The organism is Paenibacillus sp. Aloe-11 (genome assembly GCF_000245715.1).
Taxonomy (GTDB): Bacteria; Bacillota; Bacilli; order Paenibacillales; family Paenibacillaceae; genus Paenibacillus; species Paenibacillus kribbensis.
This window is the reverse complement of the sequence record NZ_JH601072.1, coordinates 3,927-22,633: the sequence shown is the minus strand read 5'-3', so window position 1 is coordinate 22,633 and position 18,707 is coordinate 3,927. Positions and strand designations below refer to the sequence as shown.

General features: G+C 45.0%; 33 protein-coding genes. All 33 read left to right on the top strand.

Annotated elements, in window-relative coordinates; all coding sequences use genetic code 11:
* The first annotated feature begins 63 nt into the window (after positions 1-63).
* Positions 64-342 (top strand): 30S ribosomal protein S19, encoded by a 279-nt coding sequence (rpsS, locus tag WG8_RS22535; protein WP_007432579.1) that lies wholly within the window; start codon positions 64-66, stop codon positions 340-342.
* 35 nt (positions 343-377) lie between these two features.
* Positions 378-710, top strand: coding sequence for a 50S ribosomal protein L22 (gene rplV / locus WG8_RS22530; protein ID WP_007432578.1), 333 nt, complete (start codon positions 378-380; stop codon positions 708-710).
* A 13-nt stretch (positions 711-723) separates the two neighbouring features.
* A complete protein-coding gene (rpsC, locus tag WG8_RS22525; RefSeq protein ID WP_007432577.1) occupies positions 724-1,389 on the top strand; it encodes a 30S ribosomal protein S3 in 666 nt (221 codons plus the stop codon).
* 2 nt (positions 1,390-1,391) lie between these two features.
* Complete coding sequence (rplP, locus tag WG8_RS22520; protein WP_007432576.1) at positions 1,392-1,826, top strand: 50S ribosomal protein L16; 435 nt, start codon at positions 1,392-1,394, stop codon at positions 1,824-1,826.
* Positions 1,816-2,013: a 50S ribosomal protein L29 gene (gene rpmC, locus WG8_RS22515; protein WP_007432575.1), complete on the top strand. Its 198-nt coding sequence runs from the start codon at positions 1,816-1,818 to the stop codon at positions 2,011-2,013. The genes rplP and rpmC overlap by 11 nt, the downstream gene beginning before the upstream one ends.
* A 50-nt stretch (positions 2,014-2,063) precedes the next feature.
* On the top strand, positions 2,064-2,327 hold the full coding sequence (gene rpsQ / locus WG8_RS22510) for a 30S ribosomal protein S17 (RefSeq protein ID WP_007432574.1): 264 nt from the start codon (positions 2,064-2,066) through the stop codon (positions 2,325-2,327).
* Between the two features lie 34 nt (positions 2,328-2,361).
* The gene (gene rplN / locus WG8_RS22505) at positions 2,362-2,730 is read left to right on the top strand and encodes a 50S ribosomal protein L14 (protein WP_007432573.1); all 369 of its coding nucleotides are present in this window, start codon (positions 2,362-2,364) and stop codon (positions 2,728-2,730) included.
* Between the two features lie 36 nt (positions 2,731-2,766).
* Positions 2,767-3,120 (top strand): 50S ribosomal protein L24, encoded by a 354-nt coding sequence (rplX, locus tag WG8_RS22500; protein ID WP_007432572.1) that lies wholly within the window; start codon positions 2,767-2,769, stop codon positions 3,118-3,120.
* 32 nt (positions 3,121-3,152) lie between these two features.
* Complete coding sequence (rplE, locus tag WG8_RS22495) at positions 3,153-3,698, top strand: 50S ribosomal protein L5 (RefSeq protein WP_007432571.1); 546 nt, start codon at positions 3,153-3,155, stop codon at positions 3,696-3,698.
* A 75-nt stretch (positions 3,699-3,773) separates the two neighbouring features.
* Positions 3,774-3,959: a type Z 30S ribosomal protein S14 gene (locus WG8_RS26835; protein WP_010348808.1), complete on the top strand. Its 186-nt coding sequence runs from the start codon at positions 3,774-3,776 to the stop codon at positions 3,957-3,959.
* A gap of 32 nt (positions 3,960-3,991) precedes the next feature.
* Positions 3,992-4,390 carry a 30S ribosomal protein S8 gene (gene rpsH / locus WG8_RS22490; protein WP_007432570.1) on the top strand — a complete coding sequence of 133 codons (399 nt, stop codon included), beginning with the start codon at positions 3,992-3,994 and terminating at the stop codon, positions 4,388-4,390.
* A gap of 33 nt (positions 4,391-4,423) precedes the next feature.
* On the top strand, positions 4,424-4,966 hold the full coding sequence (gene rplF, locus WG8_RS22485; protein WP_007432569.1) for a 50S ribosomal protein L6: 543 nt from the start codon (positions 4,424-4,426) through the stop codon (positions 4,964-4,966).
* 115 nt (positions 4,967-5,081) lie between these two features.
* Positions 5,082-5,450 (top strand): 50S ribosomal protein L18, encoded by a 369-nt coding sequence (gene rplR / locus WG8_RS22480; RefSeq protein WP_007432568.1) that lies wholly within the window; start codon positions 5,082-5,084, stop codon positions 5,448-5,450.
* 27 nt (positions 5,451-5,477) lie between these two features.
* Positions 5,478-5,975 (top strand): 30S ribosomal protein S5, encoded by a 498-nt coding sequence (rpsE, locus tag WG8_RS22475; RefSeq protein WP_007432567.1) that lies wholly within the window; start codon positions 5,478-5,480, stop codon positions 5,973-5,975.
* A 12-nt stretch (positions 5,976-5,987) separates the two neighbouring features.
* The gene (gene rpmD / locus WG8_RS22470; protein ID WP_007432566.1) at positions 5,988-6,173 is read left to right on the top strand and encodes a 50S ribosomal protein L30; all 186 of its coding nucleotides are present in this window, start codon (positions 5,988-5,990) and stop codon (positions 6,171-6,173) included.
* A gap of 43 nt (positions 6,174-6,216) precedes the next feature.
* Positions 6,217-6,657, top strand: a complete 441-nt coding sequence (gene rplO / locus WG8_RS22465; protein ID WP_007432565.1) for a 50S ribosomal protein L15 — start codon at positions 6,217-6,219, stop codon at positions 6,655-6,657.
* Positions 6,657-7,955, top strand: a complete 1,299-nt coding sequence (gene secY / locus WG8_RS22460) for a preprotein translocase subunit SecY (RefSeq protein ID WP_007432564.1) — start codon at positions 6,657-6,659, stop codon at positions 7,953-7,955. Before rplO ends, secY begins: the two co-directional genes overlap by 1 nt.
* 89 nt (positions 7,956-8,044) lie before the next feature.
* Positions 8,045-8,689 carry an adenylate kinase gene (locus WG8_RS22455; RefSeq protein WP_007432563.1) on the top strand — a complete coding sequence of 215 codons (645 nt, stop codon included), beginning with the start codon at positions 8,045-8,047 and terminating at the stop codon, positions 8,687-8,689.
* A gap of 5 nt (positions 8,690-8,694) precedes the next feature.
* Positions 8,695-9,234 carry a M24 family metallopeptidase gene (locus tag WG8_RS22450; RefSeq protein ID WP_043891339.1) on the top strand — a complete coding sequence of 180 codons (540 nt, stop codon included), beginning with the start codon at positions 8,695-8,697 and terminating at the stop codon, positions 9,232-9,234.
* Between the two features lie 9 nt (positions 9,235-9,243).
* Positions 9,244-9,552 (top strand): KOW domain-containing RNA-binding protein, encoded by a 309-nt coding sequence (locus WG8_RS22445; RefSeq protein ID WP_007432561.1) that lies wholly within the window; start codon positions 9,244-9,246, stop codon positions 9,550-9,552.
* 2 nt (positions 9,553-9,554) lie between these two features.
* The gene (gene infA, locus WG8_RS22440) at positions 9,555-9,770 is read left to right on the top strand and encodes a translation initiation factor IF-1 (RefSeq protein ID WP_006212898.1); all 216 of its coding nucleotides are present in this window, start codon (positions 9,555-9,557) and stop codon (positions 9,768-9,770) included.
* Positions 9,771-9,888: 118 nt separating this feature from the next.
* On the top strand, positions 9,889-10,002 hold the full coding sequence (rpmJ, locus tag WG8_RS22435) for a 50S ribosomal protein L36 (RefSeq protein ID WP_003333770.1): 114 nt from the start codon (positions 9,889-9,891) through the stop codon (positions 10,000-10,002).
* A gap of 21 nt (positions 10,003-10,023) precedes the next feature.
* Complete coding sequence (gene rpsM / locus WG8_RS22430) at positions 10,024-10,392, top strand: 30S ribosomal protein S13 (RefSeq protein WP_007432560.1); 369 nt, start codon at positions 10,024-10,026, stop codon at positions 10,390-10,392.
* 19 nt (positions 10,393-10,411) lie between these two features.
* Positions 10,412-10,807: a 30S ribosomal protein S11 gene (gene rpsK / locus WG8_RS22425; protein ID WP_007432559.1), complete on the top strand. Its 396-nt coding sequence runs from the start codon at positions 10,412-10,414 to the stop codon at positions 10,805-10,807.
* A gap of 135 nt (positions 10,808-10,942) precedes the next feature.
* Positions 10,943-11,887: a DNA-directed RNA polymerase subunit alpha gene (locus tag WG8_RS22420; protein WP_007432558.1), complete on the top strand. Its 945-nt coding sequence runs from the start codon at positions 10,943-10,945 to the stop codon at positions 11,885-11,887.
* 33 nt (positions 11,888-11,920) lie between these two features.
* Positions 11,921-12,286 (top strand): 50S ribosomal protein L17, encoded by a 366-nt coding sequence (rplQ, locus tag WG8_RS22415; protein ID WP_007432557.1) that lies wholly within the window; start codon positions 11,921-11,923, stop codon positions 12,284-12,286.
* Between the two features lie 150 nt (positions 12,287-12,436).
* A complete protein-coding gene (gene truA / locus WG8_RS22410) occupies positions 12,437-13,222 on the top strand; it encodes a tRNA pseudouridine(38-40) synthase TruA (RefSeq protein ID WP_007432556.1) in 786 nt (261 codons plus the stop codon).
* Between the two features lie 183 nt (positions 13,223-13,405).
* The gene (gene rplM, locus WG8_RS22405; RefSeq protein ID WP_007432555.1) at positions 13,406-13,843 is read left to right on the top strand and encodes a 50S ribosomal protein L13; all 438 of its coding nucleotides are present in this window, start codon (positions 13,406-13,408) and stop codon (positions 13,841-13,843) included.
* Between the two features lie 19 nt (positions 13,844-13,862).
* Positions 13,863-14,255: a 30S ribosomal protein S9 gene (gene rpsI, locus WG8_RS22400; protein ID WP_007432554.1), complete on the top strand. Its 393-nt coding sequence runs from the start codon at positions 13,863-13,865 to the stop codon at positions 14,253-14,255.
* A gap of 823 nt (positions 14,256-15,078) precedes the next feature.
* Entirely contained in the window at positions 15,079-15,771 is a 693-nt protein-coding gene (locus WG8_RS22390) for a phosphoadenylyl-sulfate reductase (protein WP_007432553.1), read from the top strand.
* A gap of 52 nt (positions 15,772-15,823) precedes the next feature.
* A complete protein-coding gene (gene sat, locus WG8_RS22385; RefSeq protein WP_007432552.1) occupies positions 15,824-16,993 on the top strand; it encodes a sulfate adenylyltransferase in 1,170 nt (389 codons plus the stop codon).
* A 68-nt stretch (positions 16,994-17,061) separates the two neighbouring features.
* A complete protein-coding gene (cwlD, locus tag WG8_RS22380) occupies positions 17,062-17,838 on the top strand; it encodes an N-acetylmuramoyl-L-alanine amidase CwlD (protein WP_007432551.1) in 777 nt (258 codons plus the stop codon).
* A 60-nt stretch (positions 17,839-17,898) separates the two neighbouring features.
* Positions 17,899-18,707 (top strand): P-loop NTPase (locus tag WG8_RS22375; protein WP_007432550.1); only part of this gene is annotated, 809 nt, incomplete at its 3' end.

Here is an 18,707-nt window from a genome sequence, read left to right as displayed (position 1 = left end):
CGCTTAAGCCGCACGTTAACATTTTAAGGAACGACAATGTTTTAACGAAGGGAGGATTCATAAATGGGTCGCAGTCTCAAAAAAGGACCATTCATTGATGGTTACTTGCTGAAAAAAGTAGAGGTTTTGAACGAGTCGGACAAAAAAGTCGTGATCAAAACTTGGTCCCGTCGCTCTACGATTTTCCCGCAATTTATCGGACATACGTTTGGTGTATACGATGGTCGTAAACATGTGCCAGTATACGTAACGGAAGATATGGTCGGACACAAACTGGGCGAATTCGCTCCAACGCGTACGTACAAAGGCCATACGGATGACGATAAGAAAACAAGAAGATAATCAACACAGCGTAGTGTTTGAGAGGAGGTAACTCAATGGAAGCAAAAGCACATGCTAAATCCGTGCGGATTTCCGCTCGCAAAGTGAAACTTGTTATCGATTTGATTCGTGGCAAGCAGGTTGGTGAGGCGATTGCAATTCTTCGTCACACTCCGAAATCCGCTTCTCCAGTCGTTGAGAAATTGTTGAATTCTGCAATCGCAAATGCAGATCACAACTACTCTATGGACGTAAATAAATTGGTAGTATCTGAGGTTTTCGTAAACCAAGGTCCTACAATGAAACGGTTCCGCCCGCGTGCAATGGGTCGCGCAAGCCGCATCAATAAACGCACCAGTCATATTACTCTGGTGGTATCTGAAAAATAAGGAGGGAAAACGTGTGGGCCAAAAGGTAAATCCCGTCGGACTCCGAATCGGTATTATCCGTGATTGGGAATCCAAATGGTATGCAGGCAAAGATTTCGGTGATCTTTTGCTGGAAGACGTTAAGATTCGTGAGCATCTGAAGAAAAGATTGAAAGACTCCGCTGTATCCCGTGTTGAAATCGAGAGAGCAGCTAACCGCGTCAACGTAACGATTCACACTGCGAAACCAGGTATGGTTATCGGTAAGGGTGGTTCCGAAGTTGAAAACCTGCGTAATGAAATCACTAAAATTGCAGGCGGCAAAAAGGTACACATCAATATCTCTGAAATTAAAAATCCTGAACTGGATGCAATTCTGGTTGCTGAAAGCATTGCACAACAATTGGAACGTCGTGTTTCTTTCCGTCGTGCATTGAAACAAGCAATTCAAAGAACTATGCGTTCCGGAGCAAAAGGAATTAAAACTCAAGTAGGCGGACGTCTTGGCGGTGCCGAAATCGCTCGTTCCGAAGGGTACAGCGAAGGAACTGTTCCACTGCACACGCTTCGTGCTGACATCGACTACGGTACAGCAGAGGCTCATACTACTTATGGCCGTCTTGGCGTAAAAGTATGGATCTATCGTGGAGAAGTTCTTCCTCCAGCTAAGAAACAAGCTCCTCAGGAAGGAGGCAACTAATCATGTTGGTACCTAAACGCGTAAAACATCGTAAACAACAACGTGGTCACATGAAGGGTCGTGCAAAAGGCGGTACTACACTGAATTTTGGTGAGTACGGTTTGCAAGCTACTGAACCAGCATGGATCACTAACCGTCAAATCGAAGCTGCTCGTATTGCGATGACTCGTTACATCAAACGTGGTGGTAAGGTTTGGATTAAAATTTTTCCTGACAAACCAATTACTCAAAAGCCTCTTGAGGTTCGTATGGGTAGTGGTAAAGGTAACGTAGAAAAATGGGTTGCAGTAGTGAAACCAGGTAAGATTATGTTTGAACTTGCTGGTGTACCGGAAGAGATTGCTCGTGAAGCAATGCGTCTTGCCGCTCACAAACTGCCAATCAAAACTAAGTTTGTGAAACGTGAAGAATTGGGTGGTGAAGCAAATGAAGGCTAGTGAATTCCGCAACCTAACCACTGCTGAAATCGAACAAAAGATCTCTGGTTTTAAAGAAGAACTTTTTAACCTTCGTTTTCAACTCGCTACCGGTCAGCTTGATAACCCGACTCGGATCGGCGCTGTGCGTAAGGAAATTGCTCGTGCTAAAACTGTGATCCGTGAAAGAGAACTTGGGATTAGCTAAGATATTAGACCGGGTGGGAAATCCGCCTGTAATTAGGAAGGAGGCCAACAATGAGCGAACGTAATGCCCGTAAAGTATTAGTCGGTAAAGTAGTTAGCGACAAAATGGATAAAACGATTGTGATTGCTGTAGAAACCTACAAAAAGCATGATCTCTACCATAAACGCATTAAAGTGACTAAAAAATTCAAAGCTCATGATGAAAACAACACCGCACAAATCGGTGATACTGTTAAAATCATGGAAACTCGTCCTTTGTCCAAAGACAAAAACTGGAGACTGGTCGAAATCGTTGAAAAAGCTGTTATAATCTAATGTAGCGTAGTTTTTCCGAAAGGAGGATAAATAAATGATTCAACCATTTACACGTTTGACTGTGGCTGACAATTCCGGCGCGAAGGAACTGATGTGTATCCGTGTGCTCGGTGGTACGGGACGTCGTACAGCTCAAATTGGTGACCTGATCGTTTGTTCCGTAAAACAAGCAACACCAGGCGGCGTTGTCAAAAAGGGTGATGTAGTAAGAGCGGTTGTCGTTCGTACTAAACGTTCTATCCGCCGTAAAGACGGTTCCTACATCGGATTTGATGAGAACGCAGCAGTGGTCGTTAAAGAAGACAAGAGCCCACGCGGTACTCGTATTTTCGGACCAGTTGCTCGCGAACTTCGTGACAAGGACTTCATGAAAATCGTTTCCTTGGCTCCGGAAGTGATCTAAATTCACCTTAAAATGTGCCCGTAGGAGGTGTACGAAATGCCAAAAGTGAAAAAAGTTCTGGAATCCCATAACAACAAGCTGCACGTCAAAAAGGACGATACTGTTCTGGTGATTACAGGTAAAGATAAAGGTAAAAAAGGTCGCGTTATCGCTGCTTACCCTCGTCAAAACCGTGTGCTTGTGGAAGGTGTTAACATGATTAAAAAACACCAGAAGCCTAATCAGCTGAATCCACAAGGCGGCATCATCGAGAAAGAAGCTCCGATTCACGTTTCCAACGTTATGCACATTGATCCGAAGAGCGGAAAAGTAACTCGTATTGGTTACAAAGTATTGGACAACGGAAAAAAAGTGCGTATTGCAAAACGTTCTGGCGAAGTGATCGACTAATTATTTTTTTGAAGAAAGGAGGACTATGATTCATGGCAACAACAAGAATGAAAGAACGTTTCTTGAAAGAAATCACTCCTGCTTTGATGCAGAAGTTCAACTATACAACAGTGATGCAAGTGCCTAAAATCGAGAAAGTTGTAATCAACATGGGCGTTGGCGACGCAGTTCAAAACTCCAAAGTGCTTGATTCAGCTCTCAATGACATGCAGCTGATTGCTGGTCAAAAACCAGTTATCACTCGCGCTAAAAAATCTATTGCAGGTTTTAAATTGCGTGAAAACATGCCAATCGGTGTTAAGGTAACACTTCGTGGCGAGCGTATGTATTATTTCTTGGACAAATTGTTCAACATTACGCTTCCTCGCGTACGTGACTTCCATGGTGTATCAACAAAAGCTTTTGACGGACGTGGTAACTACACGCTTGGTCTGAAAGAACAGTTGATCTTCCCGGAAATCGAGTATGATCAAGTTGATAAAGTTCGTGGTATGGACATCGTTATCGTAACGACTGCCAAAACTGACGAAGAGTCCCGTGAGCTTCTGACTCAGCTGGGCATGCCTTTCGCAAAGTAATGTTGGCATAACGTTTTGGGCGTCTGATTTAAAGGACCCCTGTTCTCCGAAACTATTTAGGAGGTGTCAGGCTAAGTGGCAAAAACTTCAATGAAAGTCAAACAACAACGCGCACCAAAGTTTAAAGTTCGTGCTTACACTCGTTGTGAGCGTTGTGGTCGTCCACATTCGGTGCTGCAAAAGTTTAAAATCTGCAGAATTTGCTTCCGTGAATTAGCTTATAAAGGCCAGATTCCTGGCGTGAAAAAAGCAAGCTGGTAAAAAGTCCTGTTTGGGAAGGAGGTTTATACACAATGACTATGTCTGATCCAATTGCAGATATGCTTACTCGTATTCGTAACGCGAACACTGTTCGTCACGAAACGGTAGAAATGCCTGCATCTACAATGAAAAAACAAATCGCCGACATCCTGAAACGTGAAGGATTCATTCGTGATGCGGAATTTGTTGAAGATAGCAAACAAGGGATCATCCGTATTTTCTTGAAATACGGTGCGAACAACGAGCGTGTTATTACAGGCTTGAAAAGAATTAGTAAACCAGGTCTTCGCGTTTACACGAAGAGCAATGAGATTCCACGCGTTCTGGGTGGACTCGGGATCGCAATCATTTCAACATCCAAAGGTATCATGACTGATAAAGAAGCACGTCAGTCCAAAGCCGGCGGAGAAGTGGTTTGCTACGTTTGGTAAGATAACGTTTAAAAGATAGGAGGTGCAACAGATATGTCCCGTATTGGTCGTAAACCAATCACAGTACCAAGTGGTGTTGACGTAACTTTGAACAACACAGTGATCACAGTTAAAGGTCCTAAAGGAACATTAACTCGTGAGCTTCACAAAGACATGTCCGTTACTGTGGAAAACAATGAAATTAATGTAGCTCGTCCTTCGGACAACAAACTTCACCGTTCTTTGCATGGAACAACCCGCAGCGTTGTTAGCAACATGGTAAGTGGTGTAACTGAAGGCTTTTCCAAATCTCTGGAGCTGGTTGGGGTCGGATATCGTGCAAGCAAATCCGGAGATAAAATCGTTCTGAACGTTGGATACTCTCACCCGGTTGAAATCACACCGGAAGCGGGCATCGAATTCGAAGTTCCTTCGAACACTAAAATCATCGTTCACGGAATTGATAAAGAGCGTGTAGGTGCCTACGCTGCTAAAATTCGTTCCGTTCGTGAACCTGAACCGTACAAAGGTAAAGGGATTAAATACGAAGGCGAGCGCATCATCCGTAAAGAAGGTAAAGCCGGTAAGAAGAAATAAGTTTCTTACCGACTTTGTGCGGTCTTTCTGCAGGAAAGACTTTGTACTTCTTTTTTACCCAGTGCGTCTTAGTATAAAGCTTTAAAAGGCAAACTGAAGGGAGTGAAAACTTGAGATGATTACAAAACAAGATAAAAATAAAGCACGTGTCAGAAGACATCTGCGTGTACGTAAAAAAATCGAAGGTACGGCTGTACGTCCTCGTCTGAACGTGTTCCGCTCTTCCAAGCATATCTACGCGCAACTGATTGATGATGTAGCTGGTGTAACATTGGTATCTGCATCCACTATGGATAAAGAACTGAGCAGCGAAATCAAAAACGGTGGTAGTGTTGAAGCAGCTCGTAAGGTTGGCGAACTCGTTGCTAAACGTGCAAAAGAAAAAGGTCATGCTAACATCGTATTTGACCGTGGTGGATACTTGTATCATGGACGAATTCAAGCTTTGGCTGATGCAGCTCGCGAAGCAGGCCTTGAATTCTAAGACATTTCTCAAAAGGAGGTTAACGACTTGCGTGTAGATCCGAATACTTTGGAACTGACTGAAAGAGTAGTAAATATTAACCGTGTAGCTAAAGTTGTCAAAGGCGGACGCCGTTTCAGCTTCAGTGCTCTGGTAGTAGTGGGCGACGGCAACGGCTGGGTAGGCGCTGGAATCGGTAAAGCTGGCGAAGTACCTGATGCGATTCGCAAAGGTATTGAAGATGCTAAGAAAAACCTGATTCACGTTCCACTCGTAGGCACAACAATTCCTCACCTTGTTACAGGTAAGTTCGGTGCTGGCCGGGTTCTGTTGAAACCGGCATCGGAAGGTACTGGGGTTATCGCTGGTGGTCCAGTGCGTGCTGTACTGGAGCTTGCTGGTGTAGGTGATATCTTGACAAAATCTCTGGGTTCTTCGAATTCCATGAATATGGTCAATGCGACTTTGGAAGGTTTGTCCCGCTTGAAACGCGCCGAAGAAGTTGCAAAATTGCGTGGCAAATCCATCGAAGAGCTGCTGGGCTAAGGAGGGAATATCATGGCGAAATTAGAAATTACCCTCGTTCGTTCGTTGATCGGCCGTCCTGGTACTCAGAGAACGACTGTTAAGACGCTCGGCTTGCGTAAAATCAACCATAAAGTAGTTCAACCAGACAATGCAGCAATTCGTGGGATGATTAATAAAGTTAGCCATTTGGTTTCTGTTAAAGAAATCGAAGCTTAAGAAACAAAGCATTTTAAGAATAATCAAGGAGGTGCAACGAACGATGAAGTTACATGAGCTTTCCCCAGCTCCAGGTTCCCGCAAAGAACGTAAACGTTTGGGTCGTGGTCCTAGTAGTGGTACGGGTAAAACTTCTGGTCGTGGTCATAAGGGTCAAAACGCTCGTTCCGGCGGTGGTGTACGTCCGGGCTTCGAGGGTGGTCAAAATCCACTGTATCGTCGCTTGCCTAAACGCGGTTTCGTAAATCCTACTCGTAAAGAGTATGCGGTTTTGAATATCGAAGATTTAAACAGTTTTGCAGCAGGTACAGAAGTAAGTCCTGAGTTTTTGCTGAACAATGGCATTGTGAAAGACGCGAAGTCCGGAATTAAAATTCTGGGTAACGGTGAAATCACTGTGAAATTGACAGTTAAAGCGAACAAGTTCTCTCAATCTGCGGTAGAGAAAATTGAAGCTGCCGGCGGTAAAACCGAGGTGATCTAATGTTCAAGACCCTGAAAAATATATGGCGAGTTGAGGATCTTAGAACCCGTATTCTGTTCACCCTGTTTATACTTTTGGTATACCGTATTGGCTCCTTCGTGCCGGTTCCCGGCGTGAACAAGCAAGTCTTTACATCTCAGGATCAGGCAGGAAGCGAGTTATTCGGACTCCTTAATACCTTCTCGGGGGGCGCTTTGTATCAGTTTTCGATCTTCGCCCTCGGGATTATGCCATATATTACAGCGTCTATCATTGTACAGTTGCTGTCGATGGACGTGATTCCGAAACTTGCGGAATGGGCTAAACAAGGAGAACATGGTAAAAAGAAGTTGGCTCAAATTACACGGTATGGTACGGTAATACTGGGTTTGATTCAAGCTTTTGGAACGTCGATTGGCTTTAACCGACTGTACGGTGCAGCAATGATTCCTGGAGCGACTTTTGCTGATTATTTGGTAATTGCAATTGTGCTTACAGCAGGAACTACGTTTCTTATGTGGCTTGGTGAGCAAATTACTGAAAAAGGAATCGGCAATGGTATCTCCATTGTTATCTTTGCAGGGATTGCGGCAGGTATTCCAAGACATATTCGCACGATTGTAGAATCCCAGTTTATTCAGGCAGATCAGCTGTTCATGAATATTCTGAAAGCAATTATTATTGCCTTGGTAGTTATTCTGATTATTGTTGGTGTTATCTACATCCAGCAAGGTATTCGGAAAATACCAGTACAATATGCGAAACGTGTAGTTGGTAACAAAATGTACGGTGGCCAGAATACGCATATTCCGATGAAGATTAATGCAGCAGGCGTTATTCCGGTAATTTTTGCGGTATCATTGCTGCAATTCCCGACTATTATTGCGAGTTTTTGGGCGGATCATGCGTGGGCTAAGTGGATTACCACTTACTTGTATTATGACAAGCCACTAGGCATGGTTTTGTATGTCGTAATGATTATCGGTTTCACATTCTTCTATACCTTTGTACAGATGAATCCGCAGCAAATGGCCGACAACATGAAGAAAAACGGCGGTTATATTCCGGGAATTCGCCCGGGTAAAGCTACGGAAAAATACCTGACACGTGTAATGTCACGGTTGACAATGACAGGGGCTTTGTTCCTTGCAGTCATATCCGTATTGCCGGTATTCTTTGGTTCGCTTTCGGGCTTGCCTCGTTCCGTGCAAATTGGCGGTACTTCACTGCTCATTATTATCGGTGTTGCATTGGATACAATGAAGCAAATCGAAAGCCAACTGATTAAACGCCATTACAAAGGCTTCATCAACAAATAGGCAATAGGTTCCGGCTTAGGATGTTCGCATGCTTACCGGCACCTTTTGTGCTGTTTCTTGTGTAGGGGTCGTCTGAGGAGTGACAGGTTGTGAATATTTTGATCATGGGCCCTCCGGGGGCTGGTAAAGGTACACAAGCAGATGTCATTGTGAAGGAATTTGGCATTCCTCATATCTCGACAGGTGATGCATTTCGCCTGGCGATGAAGCAGGGAACACCTATTGGCATTAAAGCCAAAGAATATATCGACAAGGGCGAACTTGTTCCAGATGACGTAACAATCGGTATCGTTGAAGAACGGCTGCAACAGTCGGACTGCAAGAAAGGGTTCTTGCTGGACGGGTTTCCGAGAACTTTAGCTCAGGCTGAAGCCTTGGATCAAATTCTGGGTCGTTTGAACACGAAGCTTGATGATGTTGTCAACCTGAAAGTGGATCGTGACAACTTATTGGCACGAATCACAGGACGGCGGGTTTGCAAAAGTTGTGGTTCTAGCTATCATGTTGTCTTTAATCCTCCTAAGGTTGAAGGCATTTGTGATAAAGACGGCGGGGAGCTCTATCAGCGCCCTGACGATAACGAAGATAGCGTAAGAACACGACTAGACGAATATAGTAATAAAACAGCACCACTCCTCACGTTTTATGAGAACCAGAATCTTCTGCGTCATATTGACGGAGAACAGGATATTGATGTGGTTTCCCAAAATATCGTGTCCTTGTTGCGGGGTTAGCTGTAATGATCATTTGCAAGTCGGAAACGGAATTAAGCTTTATGAGGAAAGCTGAGAGGATGGAGAAGGAAACGATTCATTGCTTGGCAGGACACATCGAGCCCGGTTTTACGATCGGTAAACTTGATCATTTAGCTGATTGGTATATTCGCAGTCAGGGAGCTGTGCCGTCTTTTAAAGGTTATAACGGTTTTCCTGCTAGCATTTGCGCTTCAGTCAACGAACAACTGGTGCACGGATTTCCCGGCAGACGCAAGTTAAACAAAGGCGATATCCTCGCGAAAACTCGCCAGTTTACAATGTCGCATGCCATTCGGCAATATATTGAGAATCCAAACCGTGGTATTCCCGAACAGGGGCCGAGGCTGAAAACCGGCATTGAGCTGGCTATTGAATCGTTGATTCAAATAGGTTCTCGCCATATAGGGACGCTGGAAGACAACTGGATGGTCGTTACGCTGGGCTTGGTTCCTTGTGCTCATAACGGGCACACGAAGACGGTCGCAACGGACGGCATGGACATTTTCACGAAACTGAGTGCGTAGGTGATTGGAATGATTCAGCAAGGAAGCCTGCAAATCGGTCAGCTGGTGAAGATTCTGAAAGGCAGAGGTGCCGGACAGATTGCGGTTGTCGTTTCAATAGCGGACAGCAGGTTTGTATATATTGCGGATGGGGATAAACGAAAGTTTGATCAAGCGAAGAAGAAAAATGTTCTTCATTTGATGCCTCAGTCTAAGATTAGTAGCGAGATTGTAAACAGTTTAAACGAAAGCGGTCGGGTGACGAACGGAAAGCTGCGTCACGCAGTGAAAACTTTCCTGGACTCGTCCGAATACCAAGCTGAAGAGAAAGGAGACTGACTTTGGCCAAGGAAGATGTCATTGAGGTTGAAGGTACGGTAATCGAGCCCCTGCCGAACGCTACGTTCAAGGTAGAGCTTGAGAACGGTCATCAAATTCTTGCTCATGTTTCCGGAAAGCTGCGGATGCACTTTATCCGTATTTTGACAGGCGACAAGGTGGTTGTACAGTTATCGCCTTACGATTTAACGAAAGGCCGTATAACGTACCGCAAGTAATTCATGCAGGTTTTTATTAAACGTACGTCATTTAAAAAAACTTGTTTTGCTCGGCAAAACGATGTGAATGTTCACGAAGCGAGTTTTACCAGGGTAAAGCTTGGAGGAGGTAATCAACATGAAGGTAAGACCTTCTGTAAAACCTATTTGCGAGAAATGCAAAGTCATTCGCCGCAAAGGGAATGTAATGGTTATTTGCGAAAATCCGAAACACAAACAAAAACAAGGTTAATAGAAGGGGGTGTAGCGTAAAATGGCTCGTATAGCTGGTGTGGATTTACCACGTGACAAACGCGTTGAGATCGCCTTGACTTACATTTTCGGAATCGGTAAAACGACTTCTCAGAAAATTTTGAAGGAAACAGGCATCAGTGCAAACACGCGTGTTCGTGATTTGACTGAAGATGAAGTGAGCAAATTACGTGAAACGATCGACAAAGAAGTTAAAGTAGAAGGCGATCTGCGTCGTGAAATTTCCTTGAATATTAAACGTCTGACTGAGATTGGCTGCTACCGTGGTGTTCGTCACCGTCGTGGATTGCCTGTTCGCGGACAACGTACTAAAACCAATGCTCGTACGCGTAAAGGTCCTCGTCGGACTGTAGCGAACAAAAAGAAATAAGAAGGGAGGATAACATTCAATGGCTAAACCGAAAAAAGTTGTACGTACAAAACGCCGTGACCGTAAAAATATCGAGAGTGGCGTGGCACACATCCGTTCCACGTTCAACAACACGATCGTTACGATCACAGATCCACACGGTAACGCAATCTCTTGGGCAAGCTCAGGCGGTATGGGATTCCGCGGTTCCCGTAAATCTACTCCATTTGCAGCGCAAATGGCCGCAGAAACTGCTGCTAAAGCTGCAATGGAACACGGCATGAAAACTGTCGAAGTTATGGTTAAAGGACCAGGTGCAGGCCGCGAAGCAGCAATCCGCTCTTTGCAAGCTGCTGGTCTGGAAGTTAACCTGATTAAAGACGTAACTCCGGTACCTCATAACGGATGCCGTCCTCCAAAACGTCGTCGCGTCTAATGAGATTTCTCCTCTGCGTGTAGTATAGATCCGGCACAAATTGCCAAGAATGGATGTTTAGGTATACTGCATGATTGACTATGGATAAGGTGAATGTTTCATATAGGAGCGACGTTTTGAAGGAGGGATATTGCAGTGATAGAAATCGAAAAGCCGAAAATTGAGACGGTTGACGTCAATGATGATGGCACCTATGGAAAATTCGTAGTAGAACCGCTGGAACGCGGATACGGTACGACGCTGGGGAACTCGCTTCGCCGTATTCTGTTATCCTCGTTACCGGGGGCAGCAGTCACATCGGTTCAGATCGATGGGGTTCTGCACGAGTTTGCAACGGTTCCCGGTGTGAAGGAAGACGTAACGGAGATCATACTGAACTTGAAAGCTTTATCGCTTAAAATCCACTCGGATGAAGAGAAGGTACTCGAAATCGATGCGGAAGGCGAAGGAGTTGTAACGGCAGGAGATATCCGTGCGGATAGTGATGTGGAAATTCTTAATCCGGATCTTCACATAGCTACTCTCGGACCGGGTTCGAGACTTCACATGCGTATTTTTGCCAATCGCGGTCGCGGTTACGTTAAGCAGGATCGGAATAAACGTGATGACCAGCCGATCGGCGTCATTCCCGTCGACTCCATCTACACTCCGATTGCACGCGTGAACTACGGCGTAGAAAATACGCGTGTCGGCCAGGTTACGAATTATGACAAGCTGACACTTGAGGTTTGGACTGACGGAAGTATTCGACCTGAGGAAGCAGTGAGCCTTGGAGCCAAAATTTTGACCGAGCATGTAATGTTGTTCGTGGGTCTCACGGACGAAGCAAAAGATGCGGAAATTATGGTCGAAAAAGAAGAAGATAAGAAAGAAAAAGTTCTTGAAATGACGATCGAAGAGCTGGATCTCTCCGTCCGTTCCTATAACTGCCTTAAGCGCGCTGGTATCAATACGGTACAAGAACTCACGACTAAATCTGAAGAAGATATGATGAAGGTTCGCAACTTGGGCCGCAAATCTTTGGAAGAAGTACAAGAGAAGCTTGAGGAACTTGGTTTAGGACTTCGTACGGAAGAATAGACAGCGACGTTTTTGTGAAGGAGGGGAAATTACATGGCATACCAAAAATTGGGTCGTAACTCTAGCGCCCGTAAAGCTTTGTTTCGTGATTTGGTAACCGATCTGTTCTTGTACGAGCGTATCCAAACTACTGAGGCTAAAGCAAAAGAAGTTCGTTCTATTGCTGAAAAACTGATCACCAAAGCGAAAAAAGGGGATCTGCACGCACGCCGTCAAGTGGCTGCGTTCGTTCGCCGTGAAACTGTTGATGGTGAGCAGGATGCAATCCAAAAACTGTTTAGCGAATTGGCTACACGTTACAATGAGCGTCCAGGTGGATACACTCGTATCTTGAAACTGGGACCTCGTCGTGGCGACGCTGCTCCAATGGTATATCTGGAATTGGTTGACCGCGCGTAGACAGGCGAAGATGAGGGAAGGGTGGACAGAATCAGTTTGATTCTGAACAACCCTTTTTTTCTCTTGGAGAAGTCCGGAGGGACTTCTCCTTTGCTATGTTCGGTTAATCCTCATAGACCCAGAGATTACCCTGTAAAGGTGTGAAGAAATGTGCGGAACTTGTGCATGAAAGTGAACTACGACGGAACCGAGTATGATGGTTTTCAGACTCAGCCCAATGGCAATACGATTCAGGATTATCTGGAGAGTGCTATATGCTCATTGACAGGTGAACGTCTTAAAATCACAGGTTCCGGTCGCACAGACGCTGGTGTACATGCATATGGGCAAGTATTTAATTTTCATACCGAGTCGCCTATTCCTATTGAACGTTGGTGCCTTGCCCTAAATGCGTGGTTGCCCCGTGATATTATTGTTACGGATGCGAGAGAGGTGCCGTTGTCTTTCCACGCGCGCCGCATGGCGAAGCGGAAGACTTATCGGTACAGCATTAATGCTAACCGATTTCCAGACATCTTTCACCGTCGTACACAGGCGCATCACCCAACAAAATTAGATGTACAAGCAATGGAGCAGGGACTGGCACATTTAATAGGGACCTTTGACTATACTTCGTTTGCATCCCGACGTTCCCAGAAGACGAATCATGTCCGCACAATTTACGAAGCCTATATGACGGTAGACCATTCCTTTTCACGTCCGGGCTCGGATGATCAGGGAATTATTCATACTTATATTACAGGTAGCGGATTTTTGCAGCACATGGTTCGGATTATTATGGGAACTCTGCTCGAAGTGGGAGAAGGAAAGAAATCTGCCGACGATATTCCATTTATTTTAGAGGCGAAAAATCGCTCAAAGGCAGGACCTACAGCGGTAGGACATGCTTTAACTCTCTGGAGTGTGGAATATGAAGAAAACATCAAAAAACATTGATTTTTCCCTTGCGAATTTGCTGGTTATCCTGTAATATAAAAGTTGTGTTTTCTTAATGGCTTTCCCACAGCCCCAATTAAGATGATCACATTAAAGCAACATCTAATCCATCAATAATGTAGCAAGTTAACGAACGAAGATAAATGACGATTTCTGTTAATGAACTTAAGGAGGAAACTTTTCATGCGTACTACGTATATGGCTAAGCCAAATGAAGTTGAGCGTAACTGGCACATCATTGATGCCGAAGGTAAAACGCTCGGTCGTCTGGCAAGCGAAGCGGCTGCGTTGATTCGCGGTAAACACAAGCCACAATTTACACCACATGTGGACACAGGTGATTTCGTTGTTGTAATCAATGCAGAGAAGATCGTATTGACTGGTAAAAAAATGGAGAACAAGAAATACTACCGTCACTCCATGCACCCAGGTGGTTTGAAAGTAACAGTTGCACAAGACATGGTTAAAAACAAACCTGAACGTATGTTGGAATTGGCTGTTCACGGTATGCTTCCTAAAACTCGTCAAGGCGAAAAAATGAAGCTGAGATTGAAAGCTTACAGAGGCACTGAGCATCCACATGCAGCACAAAAACCTGAAGTTTACGAACTTCGCGGATAATTAAAAGGAGGACAGTTTCATGGCACAAGTACAATACTATGGGACAGGTCGTCGTAAACATTCGGTAGCTCGTGTTCGTCTCGTACCGGGTGAAGGACGCATTGTCATCAACAAACGTGATATTAATGAATATTTCGGTTTGGAAACACTCAAACTGATCGTTAAACAACCATTGAACCTGACAGAAACAATTGGTAGCTATGACGTACTCGTTATCGCTCATGGCGGTGGTATCTCTGGTCAAGCAGGCGCAATTCGCCACGGTATTTCACGTGCTCTGCTGAAAGCAGATCCAGAATTCCGCCCAGCTTTGAAAAAAGCAGGATTCTTGACTCGTGACCCACGTATGAAAGAACGTAAAAAATACGGTCTCAAAGCTGCTCGTCGTGCACCACAATTCTCGAAACGTTAATTATCAACGTTCAAAGGCTCTCAACCAATTGGTTGGGGTCTTTTTTTATGCTAAAAAATGCCTGTGACCGTATCATTTTTGACCACATTTGATCTTAAATTAAAGCTCAATGTATTGTGAAATTTAGCAGCCGTTTGTTCATTGAGGCTGTTTGCCCCCATGTATTTTCCTCATTCCCGTTGATTTCCATTTTCCATCCTTTCCTTTGTTTAATAGCCTTGCCCATCCATTTCAATTTTATTGCTTATAAATGCCTTATGCTACTTGGTTTGCCTGTCGCTCAGCATTCCATCCGTAAAGAATTACTACTCATCGATTTGACTACGATAACTGGGGAAACCCAGACTGCCTTGTGTTCACTATGACGGAGAAACAGCTTCTAGCCATCAAAACATGGGTCTCAGGCACGGCGGATTTGTTCATGGAGCCATTAGTCTAATTTTGGTCATGGATCGGCTTGTGGGAAACTGGAGCGTCTGAGCACAGCGAAATCAGCAGACAATTAAACAACACGTTCTTTCTTTTTGAGGGGCTTTGGCTAGCTGCTTTTAGTTTCCAACTAACTAGAACATTCCAAAATAAATTGTATAAGAATATTTTATATAAAGTCAAAGAGCCTGGTCGAATGCAAGGAATAGGGTTACAGAATGCTGATAGAACAATGCTTCTGCTGAATTCAGGCTGAAGAATGATTATATCAAAGCACATTACTGTGGATTGACAATGAATGTGAAAGTTTTATACTTTATTTATTCTTATTAGTTTAGTCGGCATTGGGTACATGGCACTTATTTATGAATCTTCAGATGGAGGCGCATTAATAATGAACTTATTGGAGAAAGAAGCTTTGATCAAGGTCAAGGCGATTGAGCTGGAAGAGGCGACGCCGGAGGAAATTATCCAGTATGCTATTCAAACATTCCCTAATCTCACCTTTGCTTGCAGCTTTGGAGCGGAAGATGTAGTACTTGTAGATATGCTGCAAAAAATTAGCCCCTCCACCGACATCTTTTACTTGGACACGGACTTTCATTTTCAAGAAACGTACGATACACGAGATCAGATCAAGGCTAAATATAACTTGGATTTTGTCCGGGTATCTCCCTTGATTACTCCCGAAGAGCAAGCGGCTGAGCATGGGGAGGAACTGTGGAAATCAGATCCCAACACATGCTGTGGTATACGAAAAGTTGAGCCGCTGACACGCATTTTATCTCAATACGATGCATGGATTACCGGTATTCGCCGCGACCAGGCTCCAACCCGTGCGAATGCCAAAAAGGTAGAGTATGACCAGAAATTTGGACTTGTTAAATTCAATCCGCTGGCGAGTTGGACATCAGAAGATGTGTGGAATTATATCCATACTCATAAAGTGTTGTATAATCCACTGCATGACCGGAATTATCCAAGTATTGGATGCGAGCAATGCACACGTCAGGTCCTACCGGGTGAAGATCCTCGTGCGGGGCGCTGGTCAGGCAATGAGAAGACTGAATGCGGGCTCCATCAATAAAAATGTGCTCATTAGCTGTGAATCATATTTATGAATGGAAAGGGAGTTCGTTATGACTGCAATTCTTCCGCATGGCGGAACACTAGTTGATAGAATCATCACAGGACCGGAGCAAAAAGCCCTTTTGCAGACTGCACGTGAATTGTTTCCTATTCGAGTAAACTCGTGGACTATTTCTGACCTGGATTTGATTGGGGTGGGGGCGTTCTCCCCATTGACCGGATTTATGAACGAGTCTGATTATCGGTCGGTCGTTAAGGATATGCGTCTTGCCGACGGTACAGTCTGGAGTATTCCCATTACACTTGCAGTTACGGAGAGCATAGCTAGTGAACTCAACGTGGGTCAGCAAGTCGCTTTGGTAGGTGAAACAGACGGAATTATCTATGCAGTGCTTGATATTGAAAGTATTTATCAGGTTGATCAAGCCGAGGAAGCCAGACGTGTATTCAAAACGAATGATTCGGCTCATCCTGGCGTAAAAAAACTGCTGGATCGACCAGCCACTTATGTGGGAGGCTCTGTGCAAGTACTGAATCGGCCTGAGCCTGCGCAATTTAGCGATTTTTATTACACACCAGCACAGACACGCGATCATTTTGCTGAAAAGGGCTGGAAAACAGTAGTCGGCTTCCAAACGCGTAATCCGGTACACCGTGCGCATGAGTATATCCAGAAAAGTGCGATGGAAATTGTTGATGGACTATTTCTCAATCCGCTCGTGGGTGAAACCAAGTCAGATGATGTTCCAGCAGATGTGCGCATGAAGAGCTACCTGGTGCTGCTGGACCATTATTATCCGGCGGAACGGACTTTTCTGGGTGTGTTTCCTGCTGCCATGCGATATGCTGGCCCGAGAGAGGCCATTTTTCACGCTATGGTGCGGAAAAACTATGGCTGCACCCATTTTATTGTTGGAAGAGATCACGCCGGTGTAGGAGACTATTATGGAACTTATGAAGCGCAGGAAATTTTCAGGAATTTTACTCCTGAGGAGCTGGGAATTACTCCATTATTCTTTGAACACAGCTTTTATTGCACTCGTTGTGGGAATATGGCCTCAAGCAAAACCTGCCCTCATCCCAAGGAGCACCATTTGACGCTCTCGGGCACCAAAGTACGGGGATTGTTACGCTCCGGGGTATGCCCGCCGCCTGAGTTTACACGACCAGAAGTCGCCCAAGTGCTGATAGAGGGCATGAAAGAATTTGTTAACTCCTGAGTTGTACTATTTACACGCCTCGTCCCATATAGATCATTAGTATCTGTATAGGACGGAGGCGTTTTGTTATGCAAAAAAATAATCGTAAACACCAGCTTACACTGTGGATTCGCTATCGGACGCTGCAAAAAATGCTATTGGGCTGTTGTCTTGCCGTTCTGTTTATTGTGCTGACTTTGTATGAGATACCTGCTTCGAGAGTCTGGACCCATTGGAGTCTTCCGCTCGCGGGTAAAGTCATTGCTATAGATGCAGGACATGGAGGGCCTGATGGAGGGGCAGTTAGCAAAGAGGGTGTCATTGAAAAGGACATTAATTTGGCGATTGCTTTTTATTTGCGGGATTACTTACAACAAGCAGGAGCTGTTGTCGTCATGACACGTGAGGATGACCGAGATCTGGCGCTGCCAGAAACCAAAGGCTATGCCAGAAGAAAAACAGAGGATCTAAAACAACGTGTGCGCATGATTGAGGAGCATAAAGCGGATCTTTTTTTGAGCATTCACATGAACAGCATCCCCTCCAGTCGTTGGAGTGGAGCTCAAACCTTTTATGTTCCCAATCATGAGGATAATGAAAATTTGGCTTCCCTTATTCAGGAGGAAATCAAGCGCAATCTGGAAAATACGGACAGAGTGGCCAAGACTGTGGACACAGTGTATTTGTTAAAGGCCCTCAAAATGCCAACAGCCCTCGTAGAGGTCGGATTTTTATCCCATCCTGAGGAAGCTCGGCGACTGAGTGACGTAACCTATCAGAGACAGGTGGCAGCATCCGTCTATAAAGGAATTTTACGTTATAGCGCCGGAGAGAAGGTAACATCGTCAGCACCTAAAGCCAGATAGTGGTATACTGTAATTGTTTACAACTACGTAAATTCACTGAAGCAGAGGTGCTGATTATTCATGCAATCTAGAGAGCAGGTTATAGAGCTACTTCAACAGGTACGAGAGCCTCACACGGGCCGTCGTCTGGTTGATCTTCATTTTATTCGGGATGTTGTTGTAAAAGAAGAACGCGTATCCTTGACCGTGGTTAGTTTGAATACGGAGGAAGGGGCGCGGGCCGATTTGGAGCGGGAAATCCGTCAGACGTTGGAAGAGGCGAGCCTGAGACACGTTCATATTCGTATTCGGGAAGCCTCTGAGCATGAAAGATCCGCTATTCAAACAGAGGATGATTCCGAGGCAGCAGCTGACCCGGTCTTGACCAAGGGACATGCTGCTGGTATGGAACAACATGAGCTGCTTGATCCATCATCTGGAGTTCGGTTTATTGCGATTGCGAGCGGAAAAGTTGGTGTAGGGAAATCAACGGTAGCTGTAAATTTGGCGGCCGCTTTGGCTAGGCAAGGCCAACGTGTCGGTTTGATCGATGCCGATATTTACGGGTTTAGTGTACCGGATATGATTGGGGTAGAGGACGTTCCTTCTGTAGAAGAAGGGATTATTCAGCCAGTGGAGAGATTTGGTGTTAAGCTCATGTCTATGGGCTTCTTTGTCAGGGAGAACAATCCCGTCATCTGGAGAGGCCCCATGCTGGGAAGAATGCTCAGACAGTTCTTTAGCGATGTCCAATGGGGCAAGCTGGACTATATGATTCTCGATTTACCGCCGGGTACCGGAGATGTAGCGCTTGACGTACATCAAATGATTCCGCAGAGTGAAGAAATCATTGTCACTACCCCTCATGCGACGGCTGCTTTTGTGGCAGC

What these genes read in the sequence shown, in the direction of transcription:
- rpsS (WP_007432579.1), top strand. Translation starts at nt 64, where the DNA reads ATGGGTCGCAGTCTCAAAAAAGGACCATTCATTGATGGTTACTTGCTG.
- rplV (WP_007432578.1), top strand. Translation starts at nt 378, where the DNA reads ATGGAAGCAAAAGCACATGCTAAATCCGTGCGGATTTCCGCTCGCAAA.
- rplP (WP_007432576.1), top strand. Translation starts at nt 1,392, where the DNA reads ATGTTGGTACCTAAACGCGTAAAACATCGTAAACAACAACGTGGTCAC.
- rpmC (WP_007432575.1), top strand. Translation starts at nt 1,816, where the DNA reads ATGAAGGCTAGTGAATTCCGCAACCTAACCACTGCTGAAATCGAACAA.
- rpsQ (WP_007432574.1), top strand. Translation starts at nt 2,064, where the DNA reads ATGAGCGAACGTAATGCCCGTAAAGTATTAGTCGGTAAAGTAGTTAGC.
- rplN (WP_007432573.1), top strand. Translation starts at nt 2,362, where the DNA reads ATGATTCAACCATTTACACGTTTGACTGTGGCTGACAATTCCGGCGCG.
- rplX (WP_007432572.1), top strand. Translation starts at nt 2,767, where the DNA reads ATGCCAAAAGTGAAAAAAGTTCTGGAATCCCATAACAACAAGCTGCAC.
- rplE (WP_007432571.1), top strand. Translation starts at nt 3,153, where the DNA reads ATGGCAACAACAAGAATGAAAGAACGTTTCTTGAAAGAAATCACTCCT.
- rpsH (WP_007432570.1), top strand. Translation starts at nt 3,992, where the DNA reads ATGACTATGTCTGATCCAATTGCAGATATGCTTACTCGTATTCGTAAC.
- rplF (WP_007432569.1), top strand. Translation starts at nt 4,424, where the DNA reads ATGTCCCGTATTGGTCGTAAACCAATCACAGTACCAAGTGGTGTTGAC.
- rplR (WP_007432568.1), top strand. Translation starts at nt 5,082, where the DNA reads ATGATTACAAAACAAGATAAAAATAAAGCACGTGTCAGAAGACATCTG.
- rpmD (WP_007432566.1), top strand. Translation starts at nt 5,988, where the DNA reads ATGGCGAAATTAGAAATTACCCTCGTTCGTTCGTTGATCGGCCGTCCT.
- rplO (WP_007432565.1), top strand. Translation starts at nt 6,217, where the DNA reads ATGAAGTTACATGAGCTTTCCCCAGCTCCAGGTTCCCGCAAAGAACGT.
- secY (WP_007432564.1), top strand. Translation starts at nt 6,657, where the DNA reads ATGTTCAAGACCCTGAAAAATATATGGCGAGTTGAGGATCTTAGAACC.
- WG8_RS22450 (WP_043891339.1), top strand. Translation starts at nt 8,695, where the DNA reads ATGATCATTTGCAAGTCGGAAACGGAATTAAGCTTTATGAGGAAAGCT.
- WG8_RS22445 (WP_007432561.1), top strand. Translation starts at nt 9,244, where the DNA reads ATGATTCAGCAAGGAAGCCTGCAAATCGGTCAGCTGGTGAAGATTCTG.
- rpmJ (WP_003333770.1), top strand. Translation starts at nt 9,889, where the DNA reads ATGAAGGTAAGACCTTCTGTAAAACCTATTTGCGAGAAATGCAAAGTC.
- rpsM (WP_007432560.1), top strand. Translation starts at nt 10,024, where the DNA reads ATGGCTCGTATAGCTGGTGTGGATTTACCACGTGACAAACGCGTTGAG.
- rpsK (WP_007432559.1), top strand. Translation starts at nt 10,412, where the DNA reads ATGGCTAAACCGAAAAAAGTTGTACGTACAAAACGCCGTGACCGTAAA.
- rplQ (WP_007432557.1), top strand. Translation starts at nt 11,921, where the DNA reads ATGGCATACCAAAAATTGGGTCGTAACTCTAGCGCCCGTAAAGCTTTG.
- rplM (WP_007432555.1), top strand. Translation starts at nt 13,406, where the DNA reads ATGCGTACTACGTATATGGCTAAGCCAAATGAAGTTGAGCGTAACTGG.
- rpsI (WP_007432554.1), top strand. Translation starts at nt 13,863, where the DNA reads ATGGCACAAGTACAATACTATGGGACAGGTCGTCGTAAACATTCGGTA.
- WG8_RS22390 (WP_007432553.1), top strand. Translation starts at nt 15,079, where the DNA reads ATGAACTTATTGGAGAAAGAAGCTTTGATCAAGGTCAAGGCGATTGAG.
- sat (WP_007432552.1), top strand. Translation starts at nt 15,824, where the DNA reads ATGACTGCAATTCTTCCGCATGGCGGAACACTAGTTGATAGAATCATC.
- cwlD (WP_007432551.1), top strand. Translation starts at nt 17,062, where the DNA reads ATGCAAAAAAATAATCGTAAACACCAGCTTACACTGTGGATTCGCTAT.